The 24537-nt window shown below is 36.8% G+C and carries 22 protein-coding genes; 13 read left to right on the top strand and 9 right to left on the bottom strand.

From position 1 onward, the window contains the following. Positions 1-292: 292 nt before the first annotated feature. Together ACP3T3_RS11170 and ACP3T3_RS11165 are read right to left on the bottom strand one after the other, a co-directional pair. The gene (locus tag ACP3T3_RS11170) at positions 293-1051 is read right to left on the bottom strand and encodes a TIGR03915 family putative DNA repair protein (RefSeq protein WP_426475960.1); all 759 of its coding nucleotides are present in this window, start codon (positions 1049-1051) and stop codon (positions 293-295) included. Between the two features lie 171 nt (positions 1052-1222). After that, entirely contained in the window at positions 1223-2482 is a 1260-nt protein-coding gene (locus tag ACP3T3_RS11165; protein ID WP_426479932.1) for a putative DNA modification/repair radical SAM protein, read from the bottom strand. Between the two features lie 156 nt (positions 2483-2638). Between ACP3T3_RS11165 and ACP3T3_RS11160 the strand changes: the two genes are divergently transcribed. The 5 genes from ACP3T3_RS11160 (at position 2639) to sucC (ending at position 8193) form a co-directional block, all read left to right on the top strand. Next, positions 2639-3967, top strand: coding sequence for a hydroxymethylglutaryl-CoA reductase, degradative (locus tag ACP3T3_RS11160; RefSeq protein WP_047435076.1), 1329 nt, complete (start codon positions 2639-2641; stop codon positions 3965-3967). A gap of 165 nt (positions 3968-4132) precedes the next feature. Then, positions 4133-5203 carry a hypothetical protein gene (locus tag ACP3T3_RS11155; protein ID WP_426479931.1) on the top strand — a complete coding sequence of 357 codons (1071 nt, stop codon included), beginning with the start codon at positions 4133-4135 and terminating at the stop codon, positions 5201-5203. A gap of 1 nt (position 5204) precedes the next feature. After that, positions 5205-5591, top strand: coding sequence for a DUF423 domain-containing protein (locus ACP3T3_RS11150; protein WP_131435885.1), 387 nt, complete (start codon positions 5205-5207; stop codon positions 5589-5591). Between the two features lie 2 nt (positions 5592-5593). Continuing rightward, positions 5594-6871: a chloride channel protein gene (locus ACP3T3_RS11145; protein ID WP_426479930.1), complete on the top strand. Its 1278-nt coding sequence runs from the start codon at positions 5594-5596 to the stop codon at positions 6869-6871. 131 nt (positions 6872-7002) lie between these two features. Continuing rightward, positions 7003-8193, top strand: a complete 1191-nt coding sequence (gene sucC, locus ACP3T3_RS11140; RefSeq protein ID WP_426479929.1) for an ADP-forming succinate--CoA ligase subunit beta — start codon at positions 7003-7005, stop codon at positions 8191-8193. Positions 8194-8394: 201 nt separating this feature from the next. Here the strand turns inward: sucC and ACP3T3_RS11135 are convergent, their stop codons facing one another. Beyond that, positions 8395-9282: a mechanosensitive ion channel family protein gene (locus ACP3T3_RS11135; protein ID WP_426479928.1), complete on the bottom strand. Its 888-nt coding sequence runs from the start codon at positions 9280-9282 to the stop codon at positions 8395-8397. Between the two features lie 92 nt (positions 9283-9374). Between ACP3T3_RS11135 and ACP3T3_RS11130 the strand changes: the two genes are divergently transcribed. Further along, positions 9375-10010, top strand: coding sequence for a peroxiredoxin (locus tag ACP3T3_RS11130; protein WP_426479927.1), 636 nt, complete (start codon positions 9375-9377; stop codon positions 10008-10010). A gap of 96 nt (positions 10011-10106) precedes the next feature. Here the strand turns inward: ACP3T3_RS11130 and ACP3T3_RS11125 are convergent, their stop codons facing one another. The 3 genes from ACP3T3_RS11125 to ACP3T3_RS11115 form a co-directional block, all read right to left on the bottom strand. Further along, entirely contained in the window at positions 10107-10697 is a 591-nt protein-coding gene (locus tag ACP3T3_RS11125) for a hypothetical protein (protein WP_426479926.1), read from the bottom strand. Positions 10698-10961: 264 nt separating this feature from the next. Further along, complete coding sequence (locus ACP3T3_RS11120; protein ID WP_426479925.1) at positions 10962-11477, bottom strand: hypothetical protein; 516 nt, start codon at positions 11475-11477, stop codon at positions 10962-10964. A 94-nt stretch (positions 11478-11571) separates the two neighbouring features. Continuing rightward, entirely contained in the window at positions 11572-13857 is a 2286-nt protein-coding gene (locus ACP3T3_RS11115; protein ID WP_426479924.1) for a TonB-dependent siderophore receptor, read from the bottom strand. Positions 13858-14039: 182 nt separating this feature from the next. Here ACP3T3_RS11115 and ACP3T3_RS11110 point away from each other — a divergent pair, with 182 nt between their 5' ends. After that, positions 14040-15095 (top strand): Gfo/Idh/MocA family oxidoreductase, encoded by a 1056-nt coding sequence (locus ACP3T3_RS11110; protein WP_426479923.1) that lies wholly within the window; start codon positions 14040-14042, stop codon positions 15093-15095. A 131-nt stretch (positions 15096-15226) separates the two neighbouring features. Here ACP3T3_RS11110 and ACP3T3_RS11105 read toward each other — a convergent pair whose 3' ends face one another. Further along, the gene (locus tag ACP3T3_RS11105; RefSeq protein ID WP_426479922.1) at positions 15227-17119 is read right to left on the bottom strand and encodes an ABC-F family ATP-binding cassette domain-containing protein; all 1893 of its coding nucleotides are present in this window, start codon (positions 17117-17119) and stop codon (positions 15227-15229) included. A 208-nt stretch (positions 17120-17327) separates the two neighbouring features. On the opposite strand from ACP3T3_RS11105, the gene ACP3T3_RS11100 reads away from it, so the two are divergent. Next, the gene (locus ACP3T3_RS11100) at positions 17328-17840 is read left to right on the top strand and encodes a 5' nucleotidase, NT5C type (protein ID WP_426479921.1); all 513 of its coding nucleotides are present in this window, start codon (positions 17328-17330) and stop codon (positions 17838-17840) included. 120 nt (positions 17841-17960) lie between these two features. Here the strand turns inward: ACP3T3_RS11100 and ACP3T3_RS11095 are convergent, their stop codons facing one another. Next, complete coding sequence (locus ACP3T3_RS11095; RefSeq protein WP_426479920.1) at positions 17961-18824, bottom strand: glycoside hydrolase family 25 protein; 864 nt, start codon at positions 18822-18824, stop codon at positions 17961-17963. 66 nt (positions 18825-18890) lie between these two features. On the opposite strand from ACP3T3_RS11095, the gene ACP3T3_RS11090 reads away from it, so the two are divergent. The 5 genes from ACP3T3_RS11090 (at position 18891) to deoC (ending at position 23389) form a co-directional block, all read left to right on the top strand. Further along, the gene (locus ACP3T3_RS11090; RefSeq protein ID WP_426479919.1) at positions 18891-20153 is read left to right on the top strand and encodes an NAD(P)/FAD-dependent oxidoreductase; all 1263 of its coding nucleotides are present in this window, start codon (positions 18891-18893) and stop codon (positions 20151-20153) included. After that, the gene (gene trmD / locus ACP3T3_RS11085; protein WP_426479918.1) at positions 20150-20821 is read left to right on the top strand and encodes a tRNA (guanosine(37)-N1)-methyltransferase TrmD; all 672 of its coding nucleotides are present in this window, start codon (positions 20150-20152) and stop codon (positions 20819-20821) included. Before ACP3T3_RS11090 ends, trmD begins: the two co-directional genes overlap by 4 nt. Before the next feature lie 384 nt (positions 20822-21205). Continuing rightward, positions 21206-22141 (top strand): endonuclease/exonuclease/phosphatase family protein, encoded by a 936-nt coding sequence (locus tag ACP3T3_RS11080; RefSeq protein WP_426479917.1) that lies wholly within the window; start codon positions 21206-21208, stop codon positions 22139-22141. A 29-nt stretch (positions 22142-22170) separates the two neighbouring features. Beyond that, positions 22171-22641 (top strand): Lrp/AsnC ligand binding domain-containing protein, encoded by a 471-nt coding sequence (locus ACP3T3_RS11075; RefSeq protein WP_002976659.1) that lies wholly within the window; start codon positions 22171-22173, stop codon positions 22639-22641. 4 nt (positions 22642-22645) lie between these two features. Next, positions 22646-23389: a deoxyribose-phosphate aldolase gene (gene deoC / locus ACP3T3_RS11070; RefSeq protein ID WP_426479916.1), complete on the top strand. Its 744-nt coding sequence runs from the start codon at positions 22646-22648 to the stop codon at positions 23387-23389. A 53-nt stretch (positions 23390-23442) separates the two neighbouring features. On the opposite strand, the gene dusB is transcribed toward deoC, so the two are convergent. Beyond that, entirely contained in the window at positions 23443-24438 is a 996-nt protein-coding gene (gene dusB / locus ACP3T3_RS11065) for a tRNA dihydrouridine synthase DusB (RefSeq protein ID WP_426479915.1), read from the bottom strand. Between the last annotated feature and the right edge of the window lie 99 nt (positions 24439-24537).

Raw genomic sequence — 24537 nt, 5'->3', positions numbered from 1 at the left:
ATAATATTTTAACATATATATCGCATATTTTCAAGTTTTTAAATGATTTTCTCAAACCCTTTATTATCGTTGTATAGGCAATAATCCACCTGATTTTTGAATAAGAATAAGATTGAAAAAATCCTTATGTTAACGGTATGTTAACTGTAAAAGTTATCCACAATATGGGTTTTTAATTAATGTGAATTATAAACATACAAAATGAGTATGTTAAATAATGTAGAGTGAAAAAGAGCTTGAAATTATATTTTTTTTCGTCGAAATAAAAAGTTATCCACAATATGGAATTTGACTACCATTTTTCAGTCAGATATTTCCAGTATCTTTTTGGTACATGCTGGATATGAAGCTTCATATTTTTTCGTTCCACAATATTGGTTTTTGTAAAATATCGCTGCCATAGTACCTGATAACTCTTTTCCTCATCATGGAACTTCTGCTGATAATTGTGGAGATCAATCTTTTCATCAGGGTAGAAGAAATCACAGGAGTCCAGATCATAAAGAAGGCCGTAGTTTCTTCGAAGGTCGTAGATCATCCATTTCTGATCCTGATACCGATCTTTAAAATGTTTTCTGACCAAAGGAAGAACATTAAAGTCGGGATCTGTTTTGGAGAAGAAAACACCATCCTGCATTTTTTCAAAGCGGACAAAAGCTGTCATTCTGTGTCTTTCCCTGTCTACTGATTTGCAGATTTTCGAAATTTTTAAAACATCGGAATCGGCAAAGTTTTCAAGAATATTTTTGTCCGGATGTTTAACGGATTGTTTTACTGCAGATAAGATGAGGTTTTCCAGATCCGGATCTTCTGATAGAAAAACTTTTAAAAGCTTGTAAACGCCCTGCTTCCCGATATTCTGTTCCAGTTTATTCAGTACCCTTTCAGATTTGTCCGGTTGGGTAATTACTTCATTAATCTCAGCAAAAATATTTTCCTGATGAAACCTTTCTCTGCTGGCAATCTCCACATCCTTATAGCGGTATTCGAAAACTTCAAATACCGCAGTGAAAAGACCGTCAAAACTTCCATCATAGAGTAGGGTTGTCATGTATTTAATAATTTAAAGTTCAGTTGGGTTGTCATTCTGAACGAAATAAAATGAAGTGAAGAATCTGTTTTATAAGAGAGATTCTTCCTTCGTGAGAATGACAGTAGTGTTGTATTATAAATTTGTGATCATTCGTGAAAATATTAGCGTTATTTGTGTTTGATATTAAGATCAAAATAAAGTCAGCTGCTGGGAAAACTGATTATGAAATTTGGATGAGCTTCCGCCTGCCAGAAGCTTTCTGAGGTTTTTATCCGTTAAATATTTCAAATAAGCATTTCCTGCATTGAAATCAATGAAATATTTTGCACGGTTGACAGCCGCACCCAGTTTTTTTAAATGATCCATGGTCAAAATCTGAAAACGTCTGGCACTCACAATTTTCTGAGCAGTTTTTACGCCAATTCCCGGAATTCTTAAAATCAACTGATATTCTGCGGTCTGAAGGTTAATGGGAAATTGGTCAAGATTTCGCAGTGCCCAGCTTAATTTCGGATCTACTTCCAGATCGAGGAATGGCACATTCGGGTCTAAAATCTCTTCCGCTTTAAAACCATAAAATCTCATCAGCCAATCCGATTGATACAATCGGTTTTCCCTGAGCATAGGAACTTCCGTGGTTAAAGAAGGCAGTCTCTGATCTTCCAGAACAGGAACATATCCGGAATAATACACCCTTTTCAGATTAAAATTTTTATAAAAATGATCGGCAACTTTGATAATCTGCAGGTCATTTTCATTGGTTGCTCCTACAATCATCTGGGTAGATTGTCCCGCCGGAGCAAACTTGGGAACTTTTTTCAGAATTTTCTTTTCATCCTTATATTGAATAATCCCTTTTTGGATATAGCGCATAGGGCTGATCATATCCTGCCTGTTCTTTTCAGGAGCCAGCAATTTTAATCCGCTTTCTGTAGGAATTTCGATATTTACCGATAAACGGTCTGCGTACAAAGCCGCTTCCTGCATCAGATCATCACTTGCTCCCGGAATAGATTTAAGATGAATATAACCGTTAAAGTTCTCTTCCAGACGCAGTTTTTTGGCCACCCTTACCAGTCTTTCCATTGTGGTATCAGCATTTTTGAATATTCCTGAACTCAGAAATAAGCCTTCAATATAGTTTCTGCGGTAAAAATTAATAGTAAGATCTACCACTTCTTCTACTGTAAAAGCAGCCCTTTTAATATCATTTGAACTTCTGGAAACACAGTAGGCACAATCGTAGATACAATGATTGGTCAACAGAATTTTAAGCAGGGAAACACATCTTCCGTCTTCCGTATAGGTATGACAGATCCCGCTTGCAGAACTGTCTCCTAAAGCTCCCTTTTTATTTTTCCTCGTACCTCCGCTTGATGAGCAGGAAACATCATATTTCGCTGCATCAGCAAGGATCTCGAGCTTTTCTTTAAGGCGGTCAAAATTCATATTTTTAAACGTTTGATATGTTTTGTATCTAAATTGTAATTTAATTTTGTTCAAATTTAGTTCCAAAATTGATAAATGTCAATCTTTTTTCATAGAAGTTATCAACAAAAAAGAGTCTCAAAATCATTATATTTACGGCTCATTAAAGTTTATATCATGAATCATAAACCAATCGAAGGTTTTTCCAAGCTTCCAAAGCAGGGGAAAATCGAATGGCTCGTAAACGAATATCTTGAAGGAAACCAGGAGTATCAAAATATATTAAAACAATACTGGAACGATGATGCAGACCTTCAGAAGCTTCACGAAGAATTTTCTGAAAACACCATCTCCAATTTTTATATGCCTTACGGAATTGCTCCGAACTTTCTGATCGACGGAAAATTATTGGCACTTCCAATGGCCGTTGAAGAAAGTTCAGTAGTGGCTGCCGCTTCAAAAGCTGCAAAATTCTGGATAGACAAAGGAGGTTTCAAAACAACCATTATCAATACGGAGAAACTGGGGCATACCCACTTTATTTTTAATGTAGAACCTCACAAATTATTACATTTCTTTAATTTCAGTTTAAAGAAAAAATTATTCGAAACAACGGAAGATATTACGTCCAACATGAGAAAACGTGGTGGAGGCATTCTTAATATCAGCCTGGTGGATAAAACAGCAGAAATGCCGAATTACTACCAACTGAAAGCAAGCTTTGATACCGTAGACTCAATGGGAGCCAACTTTATCAATTCATGTCTTGAGCAGTTCGGAAAAACGTTGAGACAGGAAGTAGCTACCAGCGAAGATTTCACCCAGGAAGAAAAGAATTCATTACAGATTGTGATGAATATTCTTTCCAACTTTACTCCTGACTGTATTGTAAGGGCTGAGGTTTCCTGTAAAATGGAAGATTTAAAAGATGACAGCGGAATTTCTCCTGAAGAATTTGCTTCTAAATTCAAGCAGGCCGTTACCATTGCCGAAATTGAACCTTACCGCGCAACAACTCACAATAAAGGAGTCATGAATGGAGTAGATGCCGTTGTAATTGCTACCGGAAATGATTTCAGAGCTACAGAAGCCTGTGCACATGCATATGCTGCAAGAGACGGACAATACAGATCTTTAACCCACTGTACAACCGATAACGGAGTGTTCAGATTCTGGATTGATCTTCCTATTTCTGTAGGAGTTGTAGGAGGACTTACCAATCTTCACCCTTTGGTAAAATTCTCTTTAGCCCTACTTGGGAAACCTTCTGCCCAGGAACTCATGAGTATTCTTGCCGTTTCAGGTCTTGCACAAAACTTTGGTGCTTTACGTTCTCTGGTGACCACAGGAATTCAGAAAGGACATATGAAAATGCACTTATTGAATATCCTGAACCAATTGGGAGCTACGGAAGAAGAAAAGCAGCATTTTGTGACATATTTCAAAGATAAGACGGTGAGCCACCATGAGGTGATCAATGAATTTAACAGAATGAGAGGAAACTAATGTTACAGATCATTTTGCCCATTGTATTCCTTCTTTTTGGATTTTTTCTTAAGAAAACAAACAATGAAGGTTTCAGAGCTCCAAGAGATTCGCCAATATGTTTATCATACTGGGAATTTCTACACTGGTTGCCAAGTTCATTTTAATGTACTTAAAATCAAAATAGTGAAAAAGAGTATTGTATTTTTCTTATTGATTTCCGGTTTAAGTTTTTCGCAGCAGAAAGATGTAAAAATACAAGATTTGCAGCCTAAATCTGAAAATTTTGTGTTTCCGGTTGTTTCCTACGCTGGAAATCCTGCCGCTGCCAATAAAATCAATACATTTCTTCAGGTGAATGAACTGGAATATATTCCGAATTCCGGAGGAAATCCTTTTAAATTAGCCTCTACAGCTACAAACTCCTATTCCAACTATGTTTATTTTTATGATTGGCAGAAATTGGAAACTCCTAAAAATATTTTAAGTATAAGCATCAATGGAGAAGCTTCGGGAGCGTATCCGGAAGAGTTTTCAGACTGGAAAAATTTTGATCTGAGAACTGGAAATTTTATTAATGCTGAAGATTTATTTCAAACAAGTGCTTCCACAACGGTTGCAGGTTTGATTCAGAAAAAAATAAAAAAAAGAGTCAATAGCTTTCTCGTAAAATTAAAATCCGAAAAGAATCCATCAGAAGAAGTTCAGGAACAGATTGGCTTATATGAAGGATGCTTCATGGATTATACTTTGAATGGCATCCGGTATTTTTTTGGAAAGGATAAACTCACTTTTGTTGCCGGAAGATGTTCCAATCATGCCATGCGGGCATTGGATGATTTGGGAAGTCATGAACTGGAATTTACCTATAAAGAACTTGAAAAATACCTGAGTATTTATGGTAAGAATCTGATATCAGGTTCTGAAAAAATTGGGCAGACGGGTCCGGGAAATAAATTATTCAAAGGAAAAATTGACGGAAAATATCCTATTACGGTTTTATTTAACGAAATCAATGAGGATGATTCCTTTTCAGCTACTTATTGGTATGACAAGAACAAAAAACCAATCAACTGGAGAGGGGAATTTGTCCATGATCATTTTTCCATCACAGAAGATGATTATCACAGTGAGGAACTTAAAGAATGGATACCAAAAGCTTTAATAGAAGCGGATTTAAAAGGAAATAAAATCATTGGTACATGGCAGGAGTATAAAACAAAAAAATATTTAACCCTAGAATTAGAAGAGTTATAAAATGAAAACAATTACCTTAGTTTTTGGAGCAGTTTACGGAATGGTTTCTGTAATCCTGGGTGCATTCGGAGCACACGCTTTAAAGAAAATATTGGCTGTGGAGAGACTGGAAAGTTTTGAAACTGGCGTAAGATACCAGATGTATGCAGCTTTTTTCCTGCTGATCATTGGGTATATCTTAAAATTCGAAACTTCTGCTGAGAAATGGACTTCCATTTTAATGATTGCAGGAACATTCTTATTCTCCGTGAGTATCTATTTCCTGAGTATGCAGGATTATCTGGGAATGAATCTTAAATTCTTAGGCCCAATCACTCCGCTTGGAGGTCTGATGATGATCTTAAGCTGGGGAATGCTGATCTTTTATTTTGCTAAAAACAGAATTTAAGCATGAAAATTAACAGAAGAAGACGGTTAATACGAACATTCAATCTCTTAGATCAGCCTATCAGATTTAATCCGTTTGTGTTCAGCCGTACTTTTTTTATGTGGGCTGTTACAGGTCTCGTGGGTGGTATCATTGCCGGAGGATATTGGATTGTACTGGAACATTTTACAGAATTTTTAGCCGAATTTCAAGGCTGGCAGGTGATTCCAACGATGGCTATCTGCGGATTGCTGGCCGGGCTGGTGATTCATTTTATCGGCGATCCGGGAGAAATTCATCTGATTGTTAATAACATCAGGTTCAATAAAGGAAAACTGGAACCCAAGAACAATCCATCGATGATCCTTTCATCCCTGTTCTGTGTAGCATCAGGAGGAAGTTTAGGTCCTGAAGCACCATTGGTACAGGTTACGGGATCTACGGGAACGTGGTTGGGGAAAATTTTCAGACTGAAAGGGGAGGAGCTGAGGTCTTTGAGTATTGCCGGTATGGCCTCCGGTTTTACCGCCTTGTTCGGTGCTCCGCTGGGAGGAAGCCTTTTTTCATTGGAGATTTTACACCATAAGCATGCTGTAGAATATTATAAAGCCATTATTCCCGCACTGGTAGCAAGTTGTTTCAGTTATCTTATGTTTGCGTTGATTATTCACTTGGGAATTGGGGCAACATGGGATTTGAAAGCCTATCATTATACCGGAGTATATGATTTTGCTTACGCAACTGCTTTTGGAATTGTGGGCACTTTATTCGGATGGATCTTCATTTTTGTAGTCAAATTTTTCAAGAAAGTTTTTGAGTACAGAAAATTCCCGATTTACATTAAAACATTCGTAGGTGGAATTATTTTAGGAATTATCGCCTATAATTTTCCCATTACAAGATACTTCGGACATAACGAAATCAGTCAGCTGATTGGTGGAAATTTCGGACTGAGTTTTTTAATCCTGATTTTGGTTTTTAAAATACTGGCCATTGCTATTACAGTGACTTCCGGATGGAGAGGAGGCTTCATTATTCCATTGTTCTTTGTAGGAACTACGTTGGGACTGATTATCCATAATTTATTTCCAACAGTAGATACCACGTTAGCCATTGTAAGCTGTATGGCTGCTATCAACGCCTGTGTAACGAGAACACCGATGAGTACTACAATTATATTGGGAACACTTACCGGATTTACCTATTTTGTTCCCATATTATTTGCGAGCCTTACCGGATATTTCCTAGCTCCTAAAATTCCGTTTATCGGATCACAGTCTGAGAAATTAGAGGAAGAATAGGGGAAAATCGGAAGATATGTTAAAAATCAAGTCCATCAGACTTTAATTTTTAGGTCAATAAACTTGAACTTCCATGTCTTTTTAGTAAATTTGTCAACCTTTAAATATTAAAATAAAATAATAAAAATAATATGAATCTTCACGAGTATCAATCAAAAGAGATTTTATCAAAGTATGGAGTAGCTATCCAACGTGGTTTCGTTGCAAACAACGTAGATGAAGCTGTAGCAGCTGCTGAAAAATTGACTGCTGAAACCGGGGCACAGGCTTGGATTGTAAAAGCACAGATTCACGCAGGTGGTCGTGGTAAAGGTGGGGGTGTTAAGTTTTCTCCAAACATGGATAAGCTTAAAGAAAACGCTCAGAATATCATCGGAATGCAGTTGGTAACTCCACAAACTTCTGCTGAAGGTAAAAAAGTACACTCTGTTTTGGTTGCAGAAGATGTTTATTATCCTGGAGAATCTGAAACTAAAGAATTTTATGTTTCTATTCTTTTAGACAGAGCTGAAGGGAAAAATACAATCGTATATTCTACTGAAGGTGGTATGGATATTGAGCACGTTGCTGAAGTAACTCCTCATTTGATCCACAAAGAAATTATTGATCCTGCTTTAGGTCTTCAAGGGTTCCAGGCTAGAAAAATTGCTTTCAACCTAGGTCTTGAAGGAAATGCATTCAAAGAATTCACAAAATTCATTGCTTCTCTTTACAATGCTTACACAGGAATTGATGCTTCTCTTTTCGAAATCAACCCGGTATTAAAAACTTCTGATAACAAAATTATCGCTGTAGATGCTAAAGTAACTTTAGATGACAACTCATTGTTCCGTCACAAAGACTTAGCTGAACTTAGAGATACAAGAGAAGAAGATCCAATGGATGTAGAAGCTGGTGAAGCGGGTCTTAACTTCGTAAAACTGGATGGTAACGTTGCTTGTATGGTAAACGGAGCTGGTCTTGCAATGGCAACTATGGATATCATCAAATTATCAGGTGGTAACCCTGCTAACTTCCTTGATGTAGGGGGTACTGCAGATGCTCAGAGAGTACAGACTGCTTTCGGAATCATCTTAAGAGATCCAAACGTAAAAGCTATCCTGATCAACATCTTCGGAGGTATCGTAAGATGTGACAGAGTTGCTCAGGGGGTTGTAGATGCTTACAAAGCAATGGGTAGCCTTCCGGTTCCATTGATCGTAAGATTACAGGGAACTAATGCTGTAGAAGCTAAAAAATTAATTGATGAGTCTGGTCTTCCGGTACACTCTGCAATTACTTTAGAAGAAGCTGCAAACAAAGTAAAAGAAGTTTTAGCGTAATCTGAAATTTTCAAATAAATAGAAAACCGTTCCATTTTTGGAACGGTTTTTTTGTTGGCAAAAGTAATGGTAAAGTTTTTAACTTCAGCTGGAATTGTTTTATTGTAAACCTAACAGGTTTCGGAAACCTGTTAGGTTTTTTACCGATCATCATAAAAAAACACCTAGTTTTGAGGTGATCTTTATTTTATATCTCTGTGGTTACTTATCCTGATGGCTTTCAGGTAAAATATTCTCTCCACTGGTAATGCTGATGCTTGTAGGTGTTACCAGCTGAATATTGTCTGCATCAAGGCGTGTTTTAATGTTCAGGTAGGCGCTGCTTCTTACCTGGGCAAGATTGGCGCCTACTTTTATCCAGAATTTGACCTGAAGATTGAATGAGCCTTGCTTTAAATCTGTAAAAATAACTTCTGCCGTATCCAGCTTATCTACATTGTCAAGAGTTTTAACCACCTCTAAAATTGCTTTCTGAGCTTTACTGATATCTTCGTCCGCAGGAATTTCAAAATTTAAAATAATCCTGCGCTGTGGAGAAGCTGTAATATTGTAGAACGGGGCATTGAAAACAACCTGATTAGGAATGTATGCTTTCTTTCCATCATCAGTAAGAATTTTGGTGGTTAAAAAACCAATTTCCTGTACCGTTCCGGAATGGGTTCCAATGGTAATATAATCTCCTACTTTATATGCTTTATCAATTCCGATAAGCATCCCTGAGAAAATACTTGAAACAAGGTCTTTCAGCGCTACCCCGGCAATAACCCCGGCTACTCCTAAACTTCCGATGAACTTCCAAAGAAAACCGCTGAAACCCATTATTTCAAGGGAAATAAACGTTCCCATCAGCATGATCAGGAATCTGAATACACTGATTAAAGTGACTAATGAACTCTCTTTTTGGCTTTTGGGGAAAAATTTGTGAAATAATTTTACTGCTCCTTTGCTCAGATATTTACTGCTGATAAGAAAAAATGTAAATACTAAAACGCCGACAATCAACTTTGGGGTAAGCTTAGCAAAGGTAATATACCAATTTTCCAATACTTTACATACAACATCTAGATACCTTAATCCGGTTTTCTCCATGAATAAAATTTTAAATAAATATATAAATTTTCAGCAAAAAATTTGCCAGTTCCAAAAAGTCTACTAAATTTGTAGACTATAAAGAGAGCATTATGTCAATTAAACTAGGAGATACAGCACCTAACTTTCAGGCAGAGTCATCTGTAGGTGACATCAATTTTTATAATTATCTGGGGAATTCCTGGGGGATTCTGTTTTCGCATCCTGCAGATTATACGCCGGTATGCACTACAGAGCTCGGATATACTGCAAAGCTGCAGTCTGAGTTTGATGCGAGGGACACTAAAGTGATTGCTTTAAGTGTGGATGGAGTAGAAGACCATCAAAACTGGGTGAAAGATATTAATGAAACCCAGAATATCAACGTCCTGTTTCCTATCATTGCTGATAAAGACAGGAAAGTCTCGGAGCTGTATGATTTTATTCACCCGAATGCCTCAGTTACGGCAACTGTACGCTCACTTCTGATTATTGATCCTTCAAAAAAAGTACGGCTGATTATTACTTATCCGGCCTCTACAGGAAGAAATTTTGATGAGATCCTTAGAGTGCTGGATTCTTTACAGCTGGTAGATAATTATCACGTGGCAACACCTGTTAACTGGAAAAATGGGGAAGATGTGATTATTCCGCCTGCAATTTCTACAGAGGAAGCCCGGGATATATTCCCGAAAGGTGTAACGGAAGTAAAACCGTATTTAAGATACACACCTCAGCCTAATACATGATTTATTTGATTTTTTATAGTTTAGTTTTAATTTGTACGAAAAGCGCCCCGAAATAAAATTTCGGGCGCTTTCATTTTTTTATACGTATTTTAGTGATTACTTAACGTCGTTGATGATTTGTTTTGCTTTAGAGGTTGGAAGATAAATCTGGAATCCTAACCCAAAAGTAATTTTGTTAGTATATCCACCGCTTCCGAATCCTGCGTTTGCATCATACTTCACTAAACCTTCCAATCCGATGTTTGGAGTGATAAAGTAAGAATATCCAGGTCCGAATCCGAAGTTAAGGCCATTAGAAGAAGAACCTCCTTTAGAGATCGACATCCCCCCAACACCTAGGTTACCTTCGAAGAACCATCTTCCGTGGTGTAGTAAGTTATTTACTCCCTGCTCTCCCGGATTAAGATAATAACGTCCTAACGCTCCTACGTTATAAGTGAAAGTAGTCGGAGCATCTTTAGCTCCCTTGAAGCCCAAATCTACATATCCACCAACTGCAATATTGTCTTCAATGAAATATGCTCCTTTTGGTTGAATGGCAAAATCGTATCCTGCTCCTTCATTTAAACCAAAATTAGCACCTACAAGGTTACCCCCTACCATCCAATTACCTTTTTGAATCTGAGCGTTTGCAGTTGCTGTTAACCCTGCTACGGCTAATATCCCTGTTAAAATAAGTTTTTTCATAATTTATTATTTTAATAATTAAATGTTTTATTATTCACGAATTATAGAAAAAACAATAAATGTGCCAGACTCTTAATTTTACGTAATTTTTCTAAATAAACGTTAACGTTGTCAGGGACATAGAATTTATTTTTTTAACATATTAACTGAATATATCGTAATGATAAAGAAAATAAAATGGTTGTTTTACGAAAGAAATGATAAAAGTGGGTGGCAGATCGTTAATTGTAAAATGCTTCTTTTATTTCGCTCAGTTCCTGATTTTTAAATAAATAAAAGAATTACAGAAATAATTAGTCCTGCAATCGTAAACCTGATCCCACGTTTGAATGCTTTTGTCTTAGGATTAAACATCCAGAAACTGGAGATTACAAAAAAGAAAAGAGAAACTCCAAAGAATACGTTTAAAGGAGATAAGGTTTCTTTAGACTGTGATTTGTGAAGAGAAACCATTTTGTCTAGTACGAACGGTAGCTCTTTTTTGGAGTACTTGGCTTTTCCGGTGGCACTGTCATAAGTTCCCTGTTTAAAATAAAGGACACTTCCTTCTGTTTTTTCCACTTCAAGGCCTTTCATCTTAAGCTCCTTTTTCAGTTCTTTTTCTGAAAGATTGGCGGCAATGTTTTTTTCATATTTCTTTTCACTTTTCAGAAAATCGGTGTCTCTGTACACCAGAAGAATGCCGCTTAATGAATACACAGCCATAATTCCGGCAAGGAAATATCCCAGATAACGGTGTGTAACTCTCATAAAACTTCTTGTGTCTTTAATCTTATCCATATCTTATTGTTTTGTTTTTGTTTAAAATTTCAAAAGTGGAAACTGCATTTTTGTAGTTTCCACTTTTAATGAAAGAATTATTATATAAAGAATTCTAAAGTCTGTATGTCAGTGTAAAATAATAGTTTCTTGGAGTGATAGGGTTCACTGAATAATTCTCGTGAACATTGTAGTTGACAACATCAAACAGGTTGCCCACTCTTCCTTGGATTGAGAATTTGTTCCACTCGTAGCCAACCGATACAGAAACAGTGGTGTAATCTTTCAGATCAAACATTCTGCTCACGTTATTTCTGCTTGTATTGGTAGATTTTGTGTCATTCCATCCGGCAACTCTGTCGCCGATGTAGTAAACTCCGGCTCCTATTTTTAAGCCTTTTACATAGTTTGTGAATTTATAGAAAACGGAAGCATTTGCTGTTGTAGCCGGTGTTCTTACCAGTCTTTGGTTTTCAATATACCCCTTTTCAGGAGTGTCAGTATAAACAGAATTGTTATAAGAAAAACCTCCGATTATAGATAAGTTTTCTGTGGGATTTCCTGTAATATCCAGTTCCACACCACGGCTTCTCATATTTCCTGCAAATTCTTTAAGATTGGTATCTGTCGAATTTACCGGTGCTCCGTTTGGAGCAGAAGCGAACCAATATGGTTGATAATAATTGTTATACATAATCTGGTAAGCCGTTAAGTTGACAGCTAAAGCATTGTTCCAGAAATTCTTTTTAATACCAACCTCGTATTGATCAACTGTTGAAGGTTTTATGCTTTGTCTTGATAAAGTAGTTAACTGATTTTGAACATCTGTAACAGGTTGATTGGTATTTACTGTACCAAATTGATCTGAAGTATATCCTGCATTTGAAGCAAACGAATTCGTATAAGTTGCAAACACAGAAAGGTTTTCATTTGGAGCATACACCAAACCTACTTTTGGAGAAAATGCATTGTCAGAAGTTGAAGAATTTGCTACTTCAATTTTATCATTTGATGCAAATCGGGTTGTCAGAGTAGGCATATTTTCGATATAAGACCATCTTAGCCCTGCAATTACTTTTAATTGCTTTGTTAAGCTGATAAAATCTTGTGCATAGATACCGATTCTTCTTGTATTGATTCTGTTTCTCGTAGTAAGAGTAGAGTTCGGCATATCAATACTTCCCCACGTTGAAGGATCATCTAAATACAGAAGATTTTTTGGTGCTGTAACACTATAAGCATAAGCATCCGCCTGGCCGTAATCAGCATCTGCCCCAATTAAAACTTTATGGTTGATTTTTCCTGTATTGAATTCACCATTGATGTTTACCTGTGCTGAGGTATAGTTTTGTTCGTTATAAGTTCTGCCGAAAGGTCTTTTCCAGGATAATCTGTTAGGATCTACAGTGGTATCTTTAGTATCATATATCCATTGCACTCTTTCAGAAGAAAAATAATCTTTAGTATAGTTTTGGTAAGAAGCAGTTGCGTTCAAAGACCATCTTTCGTTAAATTGATGATTAAAAGTTACATTCGTAGAAGCTTGCTGTACATTTTGGTATTGCCAGTCAGTTCCGAAGAATGTGTTTCTGGAAACAGTATCATTCAATCTGTAGCTTTGGTCTTTTTCCGTAATAGATCCAATCCCGAAATCCGGGGTAAAATTAGTTTTAAGATAATCTGCCTCAACAATTAATTGTGACTTATCACTTAAGTTAAATAGAAATGATGGATTGAAATAATATTTCTCCGATTCTACAACATCTCTGAAACTTTCAGCATGCTCATAGGCACCATTTATTCTAAATGCAATATTCTTGGATAAAGGTCCATAAATATCAACTGTTGGTTTATAGGAATTCCAGCTGCCACCATTTAGCCCTACACTTCCACCAAAATTGAATTTAGGTTTTTTTGTAATCATATTGATAACACCTCCAGCTGCTGTATTACCAAAAAGCATAGCATTAGCACCCTTTAAAACTTCTACTCTTTCCAGACCACTTACTTCAGGGAAAACACCACTATTTATTCTTGAGCCATTCTTAAAAATATTATCATTTCCTAAAATGAAACCACGTCCACCAAAGCTATCCTGAGAATTTCCCCTGGATGAAGTGATATACAGACCGTTTACATTCTGAAGAACATCGCTCAGCTGCTTCGCTTGTTGCTGCTCAATGATTTCGTGAGTCACAATAGCAATAGGCTGTGGATTTTCCATTATCGTCAGATTAGATTTTGTCGATAATGGTCTTGCCTGGTTAGGATTTCCTGTTTTATGAAGGTTGATATCCTCAATAGTCTGAGTTCTGATAGTATCTGCTTCAGCATTTTTCAGCTGTGAACTTGCCGAAACAGCGATAAATAGAAGACCTAAAGAAAGTAATTGTCTTTTCATTTTATTTTTATGTAGAACAGTTTTAAATAAGGCGCAAATGTAAGTATTTGTTTAGAATAGATAAAAATAATTTTATGATTTAAATCATATTTTTTAGCGATGATGAGATGGATTATTTCTATACCTCCTTTAGACTAAGGGATAGAGAAATTTTTATGAATATATTTGTTAAAAATTTTAATATGCAATTGGTAAAAGCAGGGCTTTGCGCCTTTGGAATGAGCGGAAAAGTATTCCATGCTCCCTTTTTAAAGGAACATCCGGGATTCTTTATTGCTGCCGTAGTAGAAAGAAGTAAAGAGGAGTCAAAGGAAAAATATCCGGAAGCAACAATTTACCGTTCTGTAGAAGCCATGCTTGAGCAGGCAGATGTAGAACTGGTGGTTATCAACACTCCGGTTCAGACCCATTACGAATATGCAAAAAAAGCATTGGAAGCCGGGAAAAACATTATTGTAGAAAAACCTTTTACAGTAAATGTTTCTGAAGCAGAAGAGCTGGTGAAATTAGCTGAAGAAAAAGGGTTATTCCTGAGTGTATATCAAAACAGAAGGTTTGACCGTGATTTTTTACAGGTTCAAAAAGTTTTGGCTGATGGAAAATTAGGAAATATAAAAGAAGTTGAGATCCGTTTTGACAGATTCCGTACTACTGCCAGCGGAAAGCAGCATAAGGAAAGTCCAGATCAGGTAGGCTCAGGATCACTTCATGATCTGGGAGCACATCTTGTAGATCAGGCGGTACAGTATTTTGGATATCCTGAAAAACTTTTTGCTGATGTATTTTCTATGAAGGGTAAAGAGTTTGCGAATGATTATTTTGAAGTTCTTTTATTCTACAGAGATGATCTTAGGGTAAGACTTAAATCCTCAGTTTTCAGTAAAGAAGGTCACTATGCCTATACCATTCATGGGGATAAAGGAACTTTCCTGCAGGAAAGAACCGATAATCAGGAGAATGAGCTGGTAGCTGGTTCTGTTCCTGAATATGGTAAAGAATGGACACAACCCTTACAAGAAGCTGATGGAATTTTAAACTTCCTGAATGATCATTCTGAAACAGAAAGAATTCTTACCTCAAGTGCAGCCGGAAATTATATGGATTATTATCAGCAGATTTATGAACACATTGTTTTCGGATATGCATTACCATCTCCGGGAAAAGAGGTGATTCAGAATATGAAAATCATTGATGCTTCCCTGCAAAGTGCAAAAGAGGAAAAAGTAATTAAATTATAGTTGAGAAGTTATGAATGAGTTCAGGGTGTAAAGTTCAGGGTTGATACCGGTTGGGATCAGGAATTTTCAACTCGTTTACCCTCAAACCCTCAAATCCTCCAACTCTTTGAACTCATTCATATTCTTATTTTTTAGAGAATTTCCTGAAGTTCCAGCCATCTCATTTCGTAGTTCTCCAGTTTTTCTGAGACCGTTTCCAGTTCTGAAGACAGGCTGGCTATCTTTTCATAATCAGCTTCGTTGTTGAGCTTGTCCAGAATTTTGGCGCGCTGTTCTTCCAGCCCCGGCATTTCTTTTTCAATAGTTTCCAGCTCTCTCTGCTCTTTGAAAGTTAATTTTCGTTTAGCACCTGAGGCTGTTGAATTTTCTACAATGGAAGCAGTTTCTTTAACCGGTTCAGGTTTTACTGCAGCATTTTTTTCTAATGCTTCTTCGCGGCTTCTCGCTTCTCTGTATTCTGAGAAATTTCCTACAAAATCTCTGATTTTTCCGTTGCCTTCAAAAGCCAGCACATGATCTACAATTCTGTCCATAAAATACCTGTCGTGAGAAACGATAATCAAAGACCCCTGGAATTGCTGCAGGAAGTTTTCAAGAACCGTTAACGTTGGAAGGTCAAGATCATTGGTAGGTTCATCAAAAATCAGGAAGTTAGGATTCTGATATAAAATATACATCAGGTGTAGTCTTCTCTTTTCACCACCCGAAAGCTTGGAAATAGGAGAATACTGCGTCTGATCGTCAAATAGGAACAATCTTAGGAACTGTGAGGCAGATAAACTTTTTCCATTGGCTAAAGGATAAAATTCTGCAATCTCCTTGATGAAATCAATCACACGTTCGTCCTCTTTATAAGTAAGCCCTTTTTGTGAAAAATAACCGAAAGAAATAGTTTCGCCGGTTTCAATTTCCCCTTTATCAGCCTTTTCGAGCCCTTGGATGATATTGAGAAGAGTAGATTTTCCAGCACCGTTTTTTCCGATGATTCCCACTTTTTCGCCACGTTGAAACTGGTAGCTGAAATCTTTTAAAAGAACTTTAGATCCAAAACTCTTATCAATATGTTTGAGTTCAAGAATTTTATTTCCCAGACGTTTCATCTCAAAATCCAGTTCCAGCCCGTCTTTTCTGGTGTCGGTTTTGGCCACTTTTTCAGTTTCATAGAAAGCATCAATTCTGCTTTTTGATTTTGTAGTTCTGGCTTTCGGCTGTCTTCGCATCCATTCCAGTTCCTTTCTGTAAAGGTTATTAGCCTTATCAATAGTAGAATTAAGGTTCTCCTCACGGATCATTTTGTTCTCAAGATAAGTCGCATATGAGCCGTTGTGAACATACAGATTTTGATCTTCCATCTCCCAGATAATATCACAGACACTGTCAAGGAAATAACGGTCGTGGGTTACAAGCAGCAGCGTGATTTTTGCTTTGTTCAGATAATTTTCAAGCCATTCTACCATGTCCACATCCAGGTGGTTGGTAGGTTCGTCCATGATAAGAAGTGTATGTCTGTGTTCGGCTCTTGTTTCTGTTAAAAGCTTAGCCAAAGCCACACGCTTAATCTGCCCTCCCGACAGAGTTCCCATTTTAGCATCCAGATCAGTGATTTTAAGCTGGGAAAGAATCTGCTTCATTTCATTCTCAAGGTCCCAGGCCTTGTGAACTTCCATGTCAGCCAATGCTTTTTCAATAAAATCATGATCTGTAGAATGAAGGGATTGATGATAGTTTTTAAGCGCAAGAATAGGCTCCGAATCCAGGGCCATCATAAATTCTTCAATGCTGAGCTCAGGATCATAGTCGATCTCCTGGTCGAATAATACCACCTGGATATCTTTGCTGATGACCGGAGTTCCGCTGTCTGCAATTTCTTTACCCATTAATATTTTCAGAAGGGTAGATTTTCCACTTCCGTTTTTGGCAACAATAGCTATTTTATCTCCTTCATTGATGTGAAAAGATATGTTTTTAAACAAAACCTTGATGCCGTAAGATTTGGTGAGATTTTCTGCAGAAACGTAATTCATTGGGAATTAATGGTTTGATTTTAATTTTGAATTGAACCGCAAAAATACGAAAATGTAACCTAAAATTTTCCGGAACCTCTTTTATAAAAATAAATATTTATAATTTTTTAATGGACTGTGTCCGCTCTCTGAGAAAACTAATCAGTAAATTTGGTAGGCTGTACATAACACAGTTTAAGAATAGTAATACAAAAATCTGATTGAAGTAATGAAAAAAATTATTGTCGACATGGATGGGGTAATGGCCGATGTATATCATCAGCTGGTACAATTTGAAAAAAGAGATACGGGAAGAGAAGTGGAGATTAGTGATTTCGTGGGAAGACCGGAAATAGAAGCTTTCCCAAATGGGAAGAAACACGTTAATGAGGCAGGATTTTTCAGAACCTTACCGGTGATGAAAGGAAGCCGTGAAGCAATGGAATATCTGAATAAGAAATATGAGCTCTATATTGTATCTGCCGGAATGGAGTTTCCCAACAGCTTGAGGGAAAAGTATGACTGGCTGGCAGAGCATTTTCCATTTATCACATGGGAGCAGATTGTTCTTTGCGGAAGTAAGAAAGTAGTTTCCGGAGATATAATGATTGATGATTATCCTAAGAATTTAGATCATTTTTCAGGACAAAGACTAATCTTCACCCAGCCTCATAATGAACTGATTGAAAATGAAACTTACCAGAGAGTTCATTCCTGGGAAGAAGTGATGAATATTCTTTAAAAGCCGGAAGAAGGAAGCTGGAGGCTGGAAGTTACCTAAGACAGATTATTTCTGAAAGCCGATATGGAATTATGCGGTCAGCATTAACTTCCATCTTCCTGCTTCCATCTTCACTTTTTACTAATCAAGCGTAAGCCTTTTCAAGGACCAGGAATTACCATTGTAAATATCAAGGTCCACTTTCGCATTGATGCCGTGTACGATACCGTTTTCTGTAAACTGCCAGAAATCCCACTCATCATCGGGAGAAGGAGAAGGAACATCGTTGTAATTGGCCAGCCATAAAGGATACCCTTCAAATTCACCTTTCAGAAAATCTTTATAATAGTGATAGTAGGTATAGATGATGGGTTTTTCACCGTAAGCATCTTCTACAATTTTACACCATACTTTCAAGTCTTCAACCAGTTTTTTGTTGGTTTTGCGTTTGGGGATTTTTTCAATATCGAGAATCGGAGGGAGATCCCCGCTCTCCAGTTTTACATTCTCTAAAAAATTATTCGCCTGGATCACAGGATCTTCATCAGCTCTGTAAAAATGATAAGCTCCACGGATAAGCTCATGCTTTTTGGCGCTTTCCCAAAACTCATCAAAATGTTTATCGGCACTTCGGTTTCCCATCGTTGCACGCATGACAACAAATTCTAATGGAATGGTTTTATTTCCAATGCTCAGGCTGTCCCATTTAATATCTTCCCTGTTCTGGTAATGGGAAACATCAAAACCATAGGTTTTGTCAAGGTTGTTAGCTAATACCCTTTGAATTCTCGCGGCTTCCTTTTCGCTGTTATGAAGCTTTTTATGCTTAAATTTATTAAAGTACAATGCATAGTAATAACTGATGGACTGTTTTAAGTAAAGCCCTGTTCCTATTAATGCTATCATTAAAATTGCCAATATCACCCACCTTCGGAAAAAATACTTCTTCCGTCGGGATTTATGAACTTGTTTGGCAGTTTTTTTGGTGTACTTTCTTGGTGTCATAAAGTTTTGCAAAACTAACTTTTTTCACTGCTAAATGCTAAAATAAAATCAGTAAATTTGTGTATTATGGAAACACGCGAAAAAATCATCATCATAGGAGGAGGATTTGCGGGGCTGCAGCTTGCAAAAACATTAAATAACAAGAACAAAAAAGTAATCGTTCTGGATAAAATGAATCACCATATGTTTCAGCCGCTTTTTTATCAGGTAGCCTCAGGAAGGATAGAACCTTCCAACATTTCTTTCCCCTTCAGAAAGATTTTTCAGCAGTCCAGAAACACGCAGTTCCGAATGACCGAGGTAAAAGAAATAGATCCCGCCGGCAATAAAGTAATTACCGACGAAGCGGAATTTACCTACGATAAACTCATTATTGCAACAGGCTGTAAAACAAATTTTTTTGGAAATAAGGAACTGGAAGGTAAAGCTTTCGGAATGAAAAATACCCAGGAAGCCATCAGTATCAGAAATCATGTTTTGATGACCTTTGAAAAACTGATTATTGAAAAAAGCCGAAGTGATGACGGAAACTGGAATATTGTTATCGTAGGAAGCGGTCCCACCGGAGTAGAACTGGCGGGAGCTTTTGCCGAAATGAAAAAAGACATTCTTCCCAGAGATTATCCCTATATGAATTTTGATCACCTGAAGATTATTCTGGTAAGTTCTACAGAAAAACCACTTGCTGTAATGAGCAGCGAAGCCCAGGAAAAATCTGAAAAGTATCTTAAAGATCTGGGAGTAACTTTTCTGAGTGGGGAAGTGGTAACTGATTACGACGGAGACAAGGTACATTTAAAAAGCGGAAAAGAAATTCCATCCAATAATGTCATCTGGGCAGCCGGAGTTACAGGAAATGTTGTGGGCGGTTTTCCGGAAGAAAAATTAGTAAGAAACAGATATATTGTAGATCGATATAATAAAATAAAAGGTTACGATAATATTTATGCCATCGGGGATATCGCTTATATGGAAACGCCCAAGTATCCGCAGGGGCATCCTCAGGTAGCCAACGTAGCCATTAATCAGGCAAAAAATTTAGGTAAAAATCTATTAAAGAAAAATCAAGACGAATGGAAAGAATATGAATATGATGATAAAGGATCACTGGCGACTATTGGGAAGCACAGAGCCGTTGTCGATCTGCCGTTCATAAAATTTCAGGGATTTTTCGCGTGGTATTTCTGGATGTTTCTCCATTTAATGCTAATTTTGAGCGTTCGAAATAAGCTGGCTATATTCTTCAACTGGATGTGGAGCTATATCAACAAAGATTCTTCTTTACGATTAATTATTATACCTACTAAGAAAAACGGAACATTACAATGAGAATTGACATAATAAGCGTACTTCCCGAGTTGATGGAAAGTCCTTTCAAAACTTCTATTTTGAAAAGAGCGATGGATAAGGGGCTGGTAGAAGTACACTTTCACCATTTGAGAGACTGGGCCATCAATAAGCACAGACAAATTGATGATGAGCCTTACGGAGGCGGAGCAGGAATGGTAATGATGGTTGAGCCATTGGATAAATGTATTTCAGAGCTTAAATCTCAAAGAGACTATGATGAGGTAATTTACCTGACACCGGATGGGGTTACTTTGAACCAGAAGATTGCCAATTCACTTTCCATCAAAGAAAATCTGATCTTTCTCTGCGGTCATTACAAAGGAATAGACCAAAGAGTAAGAGATCTTCATATTACAAAAGAAATTTCCATCGGAGATTACGTTCTTACAGGAGGAGAACTCGCTGCCTGTGTTCTGGCGGATTCAATTATCAGGCTGCTTCCCGGAGTTTTGAATGATGAGCAGAGCGCTTTAACAGACAGTTTTCAGGACGATCTTCTTTCACCGCCTATCTATACCAGACCTGAAAGCTATAAAGGCCTGGATGTACCCAAAATTCTGTTGAGCGGCAATTTTGGGAAAATTGAAGAATGGCGCCATGATGAAGCTGTACGAATTACCAAAGAGAAACGCCCCGATTTATTGTAAACGAAAAGTGTCGGAATTTTTAGCTCTTACTCTTACTTATTTATTCCATTGATCTTAGTATGAGATAAATGGAATAATATTTGTTATAGTTTTAATAAATATAAAAAATATTACTTTTTCTAATTTTAAATTGGAAAAATTTTTCGATTATCTCTGATTTTGTATATTGTCTCAGTTTTGACTAATATACAATAAGTCATGAATAATTGAAAAATTAATTTATTATAGTTTATTTCATTGGTATTTTTTACTATATTTGAATAGCTTTTTAGTGGAATTGATTTATTCTTTAGGGGTAAATCAGGGAAATTTTAAAAAAAATAATAAATTTACACCTTAAAGGGAAAAAAGAACATATAAATTAAAGTATAGAAATTAGTGTAGATGGAGCTGTTCTCTTTTTATAATGTTGAAAATTTATTTTTACCCGATCCGAAACCTGTCCATAAGCTAGATCCTACCCGGTCAGGATTAAGGAATTGGGATGAAAAGAGATACAGAAATAAGCTTTTCAAGATCTCGCATGTATTTCAGCTGATGAAGGAAGATAATGGCGTACTGCCATTTGTAATAGGATTGTCTGAAGTTTCCGGAAGGAGAGTTTTGGAAGATCTTGTACAGATGGAGCCTTTTAATTCAGAATATGGAATTGTACATTATAATTCCATGGATGAAAGAAAAGTGGATGTAGCCATGTTATATGATAAAAGCAAAGTAGAGGTTATAGATTCAGAGACCATTACTTTCTTTTTTGAAATAGTAAATAAAAACACAGAAAATTACGACACAACCAGAGACGTACTTTTTTCAAAAATTAAATATAAAGGAGAAATTATTAATGTCTTTATCGCTCATCTTCCCTCTAAGCGCGAAAAAGATATCAATAAACCTAAAAGAACTTTTATATTAAATGAAGTCCGGCAACGGATTATGAAAATAGTAGATGCCAATAATGAGCATGTCATATTGTGTGGTGATTTTAACGAAAACCCGGATGATGAAAATTTAGTACAGATTCTCTATGACAATGACGATGAGAAGGTCTTAATGAACCCTTTTCAGCAATTGTTTTCTACAAGAAATTATTCTACTTTTCATTATAAATCTGGATTGCTGTATGATCAGATCATTATGTCAAGATCTTTGCTTGATAATAAAACGCTGGCTTTTCAGGATGCCCATATATTCAATTCTGAAAAAATCCGCAGCAGAACCAGGAATTTTGAAGGACGGCCATTCCGAACTTATGCTGGTACACGGTATTTAGGCGGATATAGCGATCACTTCCCGGTTTTTGTAAAATTTAAAAATTTACAGTAAAAAAACATAAATAATAAAAAAAGTAGAAAATGAAAAATTCGAGCAACACAAGCTACCATTTAGATTCTATTGACAAAGAAATCATCTACATGTTGATGGATAATGCTAAAACTTCTTTAGCCCACATTTCAAAAAATGTTGGAATTTCCACCACTGCAGTGCATCAAAGAATCAAAAAACTCGAACACGCAGGAGTTATTGAAAATTCAATATCATTTCTTAACCCTAAGAAAATTGGATATAAAGTGATTTCCTATATCGGCGTATTTTTGGATCAGCCAAGTCATTATCCGGAAGTGGTAAAGTCTTTGCATGATATCAACGAAGTAGTGGAAGCCCACTATACTACAGGAAACTATACAATATTCCTGAAAGTTTTATGTAAGGATAATGATCACTTAATGCAGATCCTTAGCAAACTTCAAAAGCTGAAGGGAGTGACAAGAACAGAAACTTTTATTTCTTTGGAACAAGGCATTTACAGACAATTGAAAGTATAATCATATGAACATAGCCCAATATTTGGATTCAACCTACCTGAAAACACCAGAACAATCAGGTATTTCCCATGAAGAAACACTTCAAAAAGATAAAGAACTTGCTCAGGAAGCCATTGATAATGGTATTTTTGCCGTGATGATTCGTCCGGATTATGTGTCTGAGATCAAGAAATATATTCAGGAAAGAAATTCAAATGTTGCAGTAGGAACTGTAATAGGCTTTCACGAAGGAACGTATTCTATTGACGGGAAACTTGCAGAAGCTTCACAGGCAATAGAAGACGGAGCTGATGAACTGGATTTTGTTATTAATTACACTGCTTATCTGCAGGGAAATATACAACTGGTAAAAGAAGAATTTGTAAAATGTACAAGATTATCTCTTGAGCATCATAAAATTGCAAAATGGATTATTGAAATTGCAGCTTTAACTGATGAACAAATTGCAGATCTTACTAAAAATATTTCCACATGGGCAGAAGAGAACTTCTCTGAAAATGAGCTGTCGAAAATTTTTGTCAAGTCATCAACAGGATTTTACCAAACTGCAGAAGGAAAACCTAACGGAGCAACCTTTGAAGGGATAACCATTATGCTTAACAACGCAGGAAAACTTCCTGTAAAAGCAGCGGGTGGTGTGAGAACTCCTGGAGATGCTGAGAAAATGATCAACATGGGAGTAAAGAGAATTGGAACCTCTTCCGCATTAGCATTAATTAAAAATGAATCTTCATCAGAAGGATATTAATATTAAATTCCTAAATAATAAAAAACCATCAGTTTTGCTGATGGTTTTTATTTTTATAGCTGTGCCTGATATTCTTCGTAGAACTGTTGGGTCTCTTTGATCAGGCTGTCCATTTCTTCCATGGTAAAAACTTCCAGGAATTTTTTTCTAAACTCCTTGAAATGCGGAATTCCTCTGAAATAATTGCTGTAATGCTGTCTCATTTCCACCAATCCTAATCGCTCTCCTTTCCATTCGGCACTCCATTCTGCGTGTTGGCGAACAGCCAGTAACCGGTCTGAAATTGTCGGTTCAGGTAAATGTTCTCCGGTTGTAAAGAAATGTTTGATTTCATTAAATATCCATGGATATCCAATAGCTGCACGCCCGATCATAATCCCGTCACATGCATATTTTTGTTTATATTCTAAAGCTTTTTCAGCAGAATCTATATCACCATTTCCAAAAATAGGAATCTCAATATTAGGATTTTGTTTAATTCTTGAAATATGCTCCCAGTCTGCTTCCCCCTTGTACATCTGGGCACGGGTTCTGGCGTGGATGGTAAGAGCTTTGATTCCTGTTTCCTGCAGACGTTCTGCCACTTCATCAATATTAATACTGGTGCTGTCCCATCCTAAACGGGTTTTTACCGTTACAGGCAGGTGGGTAGAGCTTACTACCGCTTTTGTAAGGCGAACCATAAGATCGATATCTTTTAAAACACCAGCTCCTGCTCCCTTGCAGACAACCTTTTTTACCGGGCATCCAAAATTAATATCTACAAGATCCGGATTTACCGTTTCAACAATTCTTGCAGACATGGCCATAGCTTCTTCGTCTCCACCAAAGATCTGTATGCCAACCGGTCTCTCATAATCGAAAATATCCAGCTTTTTACGGCTTTTGATTGCGTCACGAATCAACCCTTCAGAAGAAATAAATTCCGAATACATTAAATCTGCACCGTGCATTTTACACAAACGTCTGAACGGAGGATCACTTACGTCTTCCATCGGAGCCAGCAAAAGTGGAAATTCCGGCAGTTCTATGTTGCCTATTTTTATCATGGTGCAAATTTACGAAATTCTGAAAAACAATATTTTTAATTTTCATTGTGAATTATTTTTGCACGATGTATGAAAGTAACCTTCGGAATAACACGGTGG

Origin of the sequence: Chryseobacterium sp. CBSDS_008 (assembly GCF_049959325.1) — a bacterium.
Classification (GTDB): Bacteria; Bacteroidota; Bacteroidia; order Flavobacteriales; family Weeksellaceae; genus Chryseobacterium.
This window is presented reverse-complemented; position numbering and strand designations above follow the sequence as displayed.

Coding starts and splice junctions, on each gene's coding strand:
- ACP3T3_RS11170 (WP_426475960.1), bottom strand. CDS start 1,051: ATGACAACCCTACTCTATGATGGAAGTTTTGACGGTCTTTTCACTGCG.
- ACP3T3_RS11165 (WP_426479932.1), bottom strand. CDS start 2,482: ATGAATTTTGACCGCCTTAAAGAAAAGCTCGAGATCCTTGCTGATGCA.
- ACP3T3_RS11160 (WP_047435076.1), top strand. CDS start 2,639: ATGAATCATAAACCAATCGAAGGTTTTTCCAAGCTTCCAAAGCAGGGG.
- ACP3T3_RS11150 (WP_131435885.1), top strand. CDS start 5,205: ATGAAAACAATTACCTTAGTTTTTGGAGCAGTTTACGGAATGGTTTCT.
- ACP3T3_RS11145 (WP_426479930.1), top strand. CDS start 5,594: ATGAAAATTAACAGAAGAAGACGGTTAATACGAACATTCAATCTCTTA.
- sucC (WP_426479929.1), top strand. CDS start 7,003: ATGAATCTTCACGAGTATCAATCAAAAGAGATTTTATCAAAGTATGGA.
- ACP3T3_RS11135 (WP_426479928.1), bottom strand. CDS start 9,282: ATGGAGAAAACCGGATTAAGGTATCTAGATGTTGTATGTAAAGTATTG.
- ACP3T3_RS11130 (WP_426479927.1), top strand. CDS start 9,375: ATGTCAATTAAACTAGGAGATACAGCACCTAACTTTCAGGCAGAGTCA.
- ACP3T3_RS11125 (WP_426479926.1), bottom strand. CDS start 10,697: ATGAAAAAACTTATTTTAACAGGGATATTAGCCGTAGCAGGGTTAACA.
- ACP3T3_RS11120 (WP_426479925.1), bottom strand. CDS start 11,477: ATGGATAAGATTAAAGACACAAGAAGTTTTATGAGAGTTACACACCGT.
- ACP3T3_RS11115 (WP_426479924.1), bottom strand. CDS start 13,857: ATGAAAAGACAATTACTTTCTTTAGGTCTTCTATTTATCGCTGTTTCG.
- ACP3T3_RS11110 (WP_426479923.1), top strand. CDS start 14,040: ATGCAATTGGTAAAAGCAGGGCTTTGCGCCTTTGGAATGAGCGGAAAA.
- ACP3T3_RS11105 (WP_426479922.1), bottom strand. CDS start 17,119: ATGAATTACGTTTCTGCAGAAAATCTCACCAAATCTTACGGCATCAAG.
- ACP3T3_RS11100 (WP_426479921.1), top strand. CDS start 17,328: ATGAAAAAAATTATTGTCGACATGGATGGGGTAATGGCCGATGTATAT.
- ACP3T3_RS11095 (WP_426479920.1), bottom strand. CDS start 18,824: ATGACACCAAGAAAGTACACCAAAAAAACTGCCAAACAAGTTCATAAA.
- ACP3T3_RS11090 (WP_426479919.1), top strand. CDS start 18,891: ATGGAAACACGCGAAAAAATCATCATCATAGGAGGAGGATTTGCGGGG.
- trmD (WP_426479918.1), top strand. CDS start 20,150: ATGAGAATTGACATAATAAGCGTACTTCCCGAGTTGATGGAAAGTCCT.
- ACP3T3_RS11080 (WP_426479917.1), top strand. CDS start 21,206: ATGGAGCTGTTCTCTTTTTATAATGTTGAAAATTTATTTTTACCCGAT.
- ACP3T3_RS11075 (WP_002976659.1), top strand. CDS start 22,171: ATGAAAAATTCGAGCAACACAAGCTACCATTTAGATTCTATTGACAAA.
- deoC (WP_426479916.1), top strand. CDS start 22,646: ATGAACATAGCCCAATATTTGGATTCAACCTACCTGAAAACACCAGAA.
- dusB (WP_426479915.1), bottom strand. CDS start 24,438: ATGATAAAAATAGGCAACATAGAACTGCCGGAATTTCCACTTTTGCTG.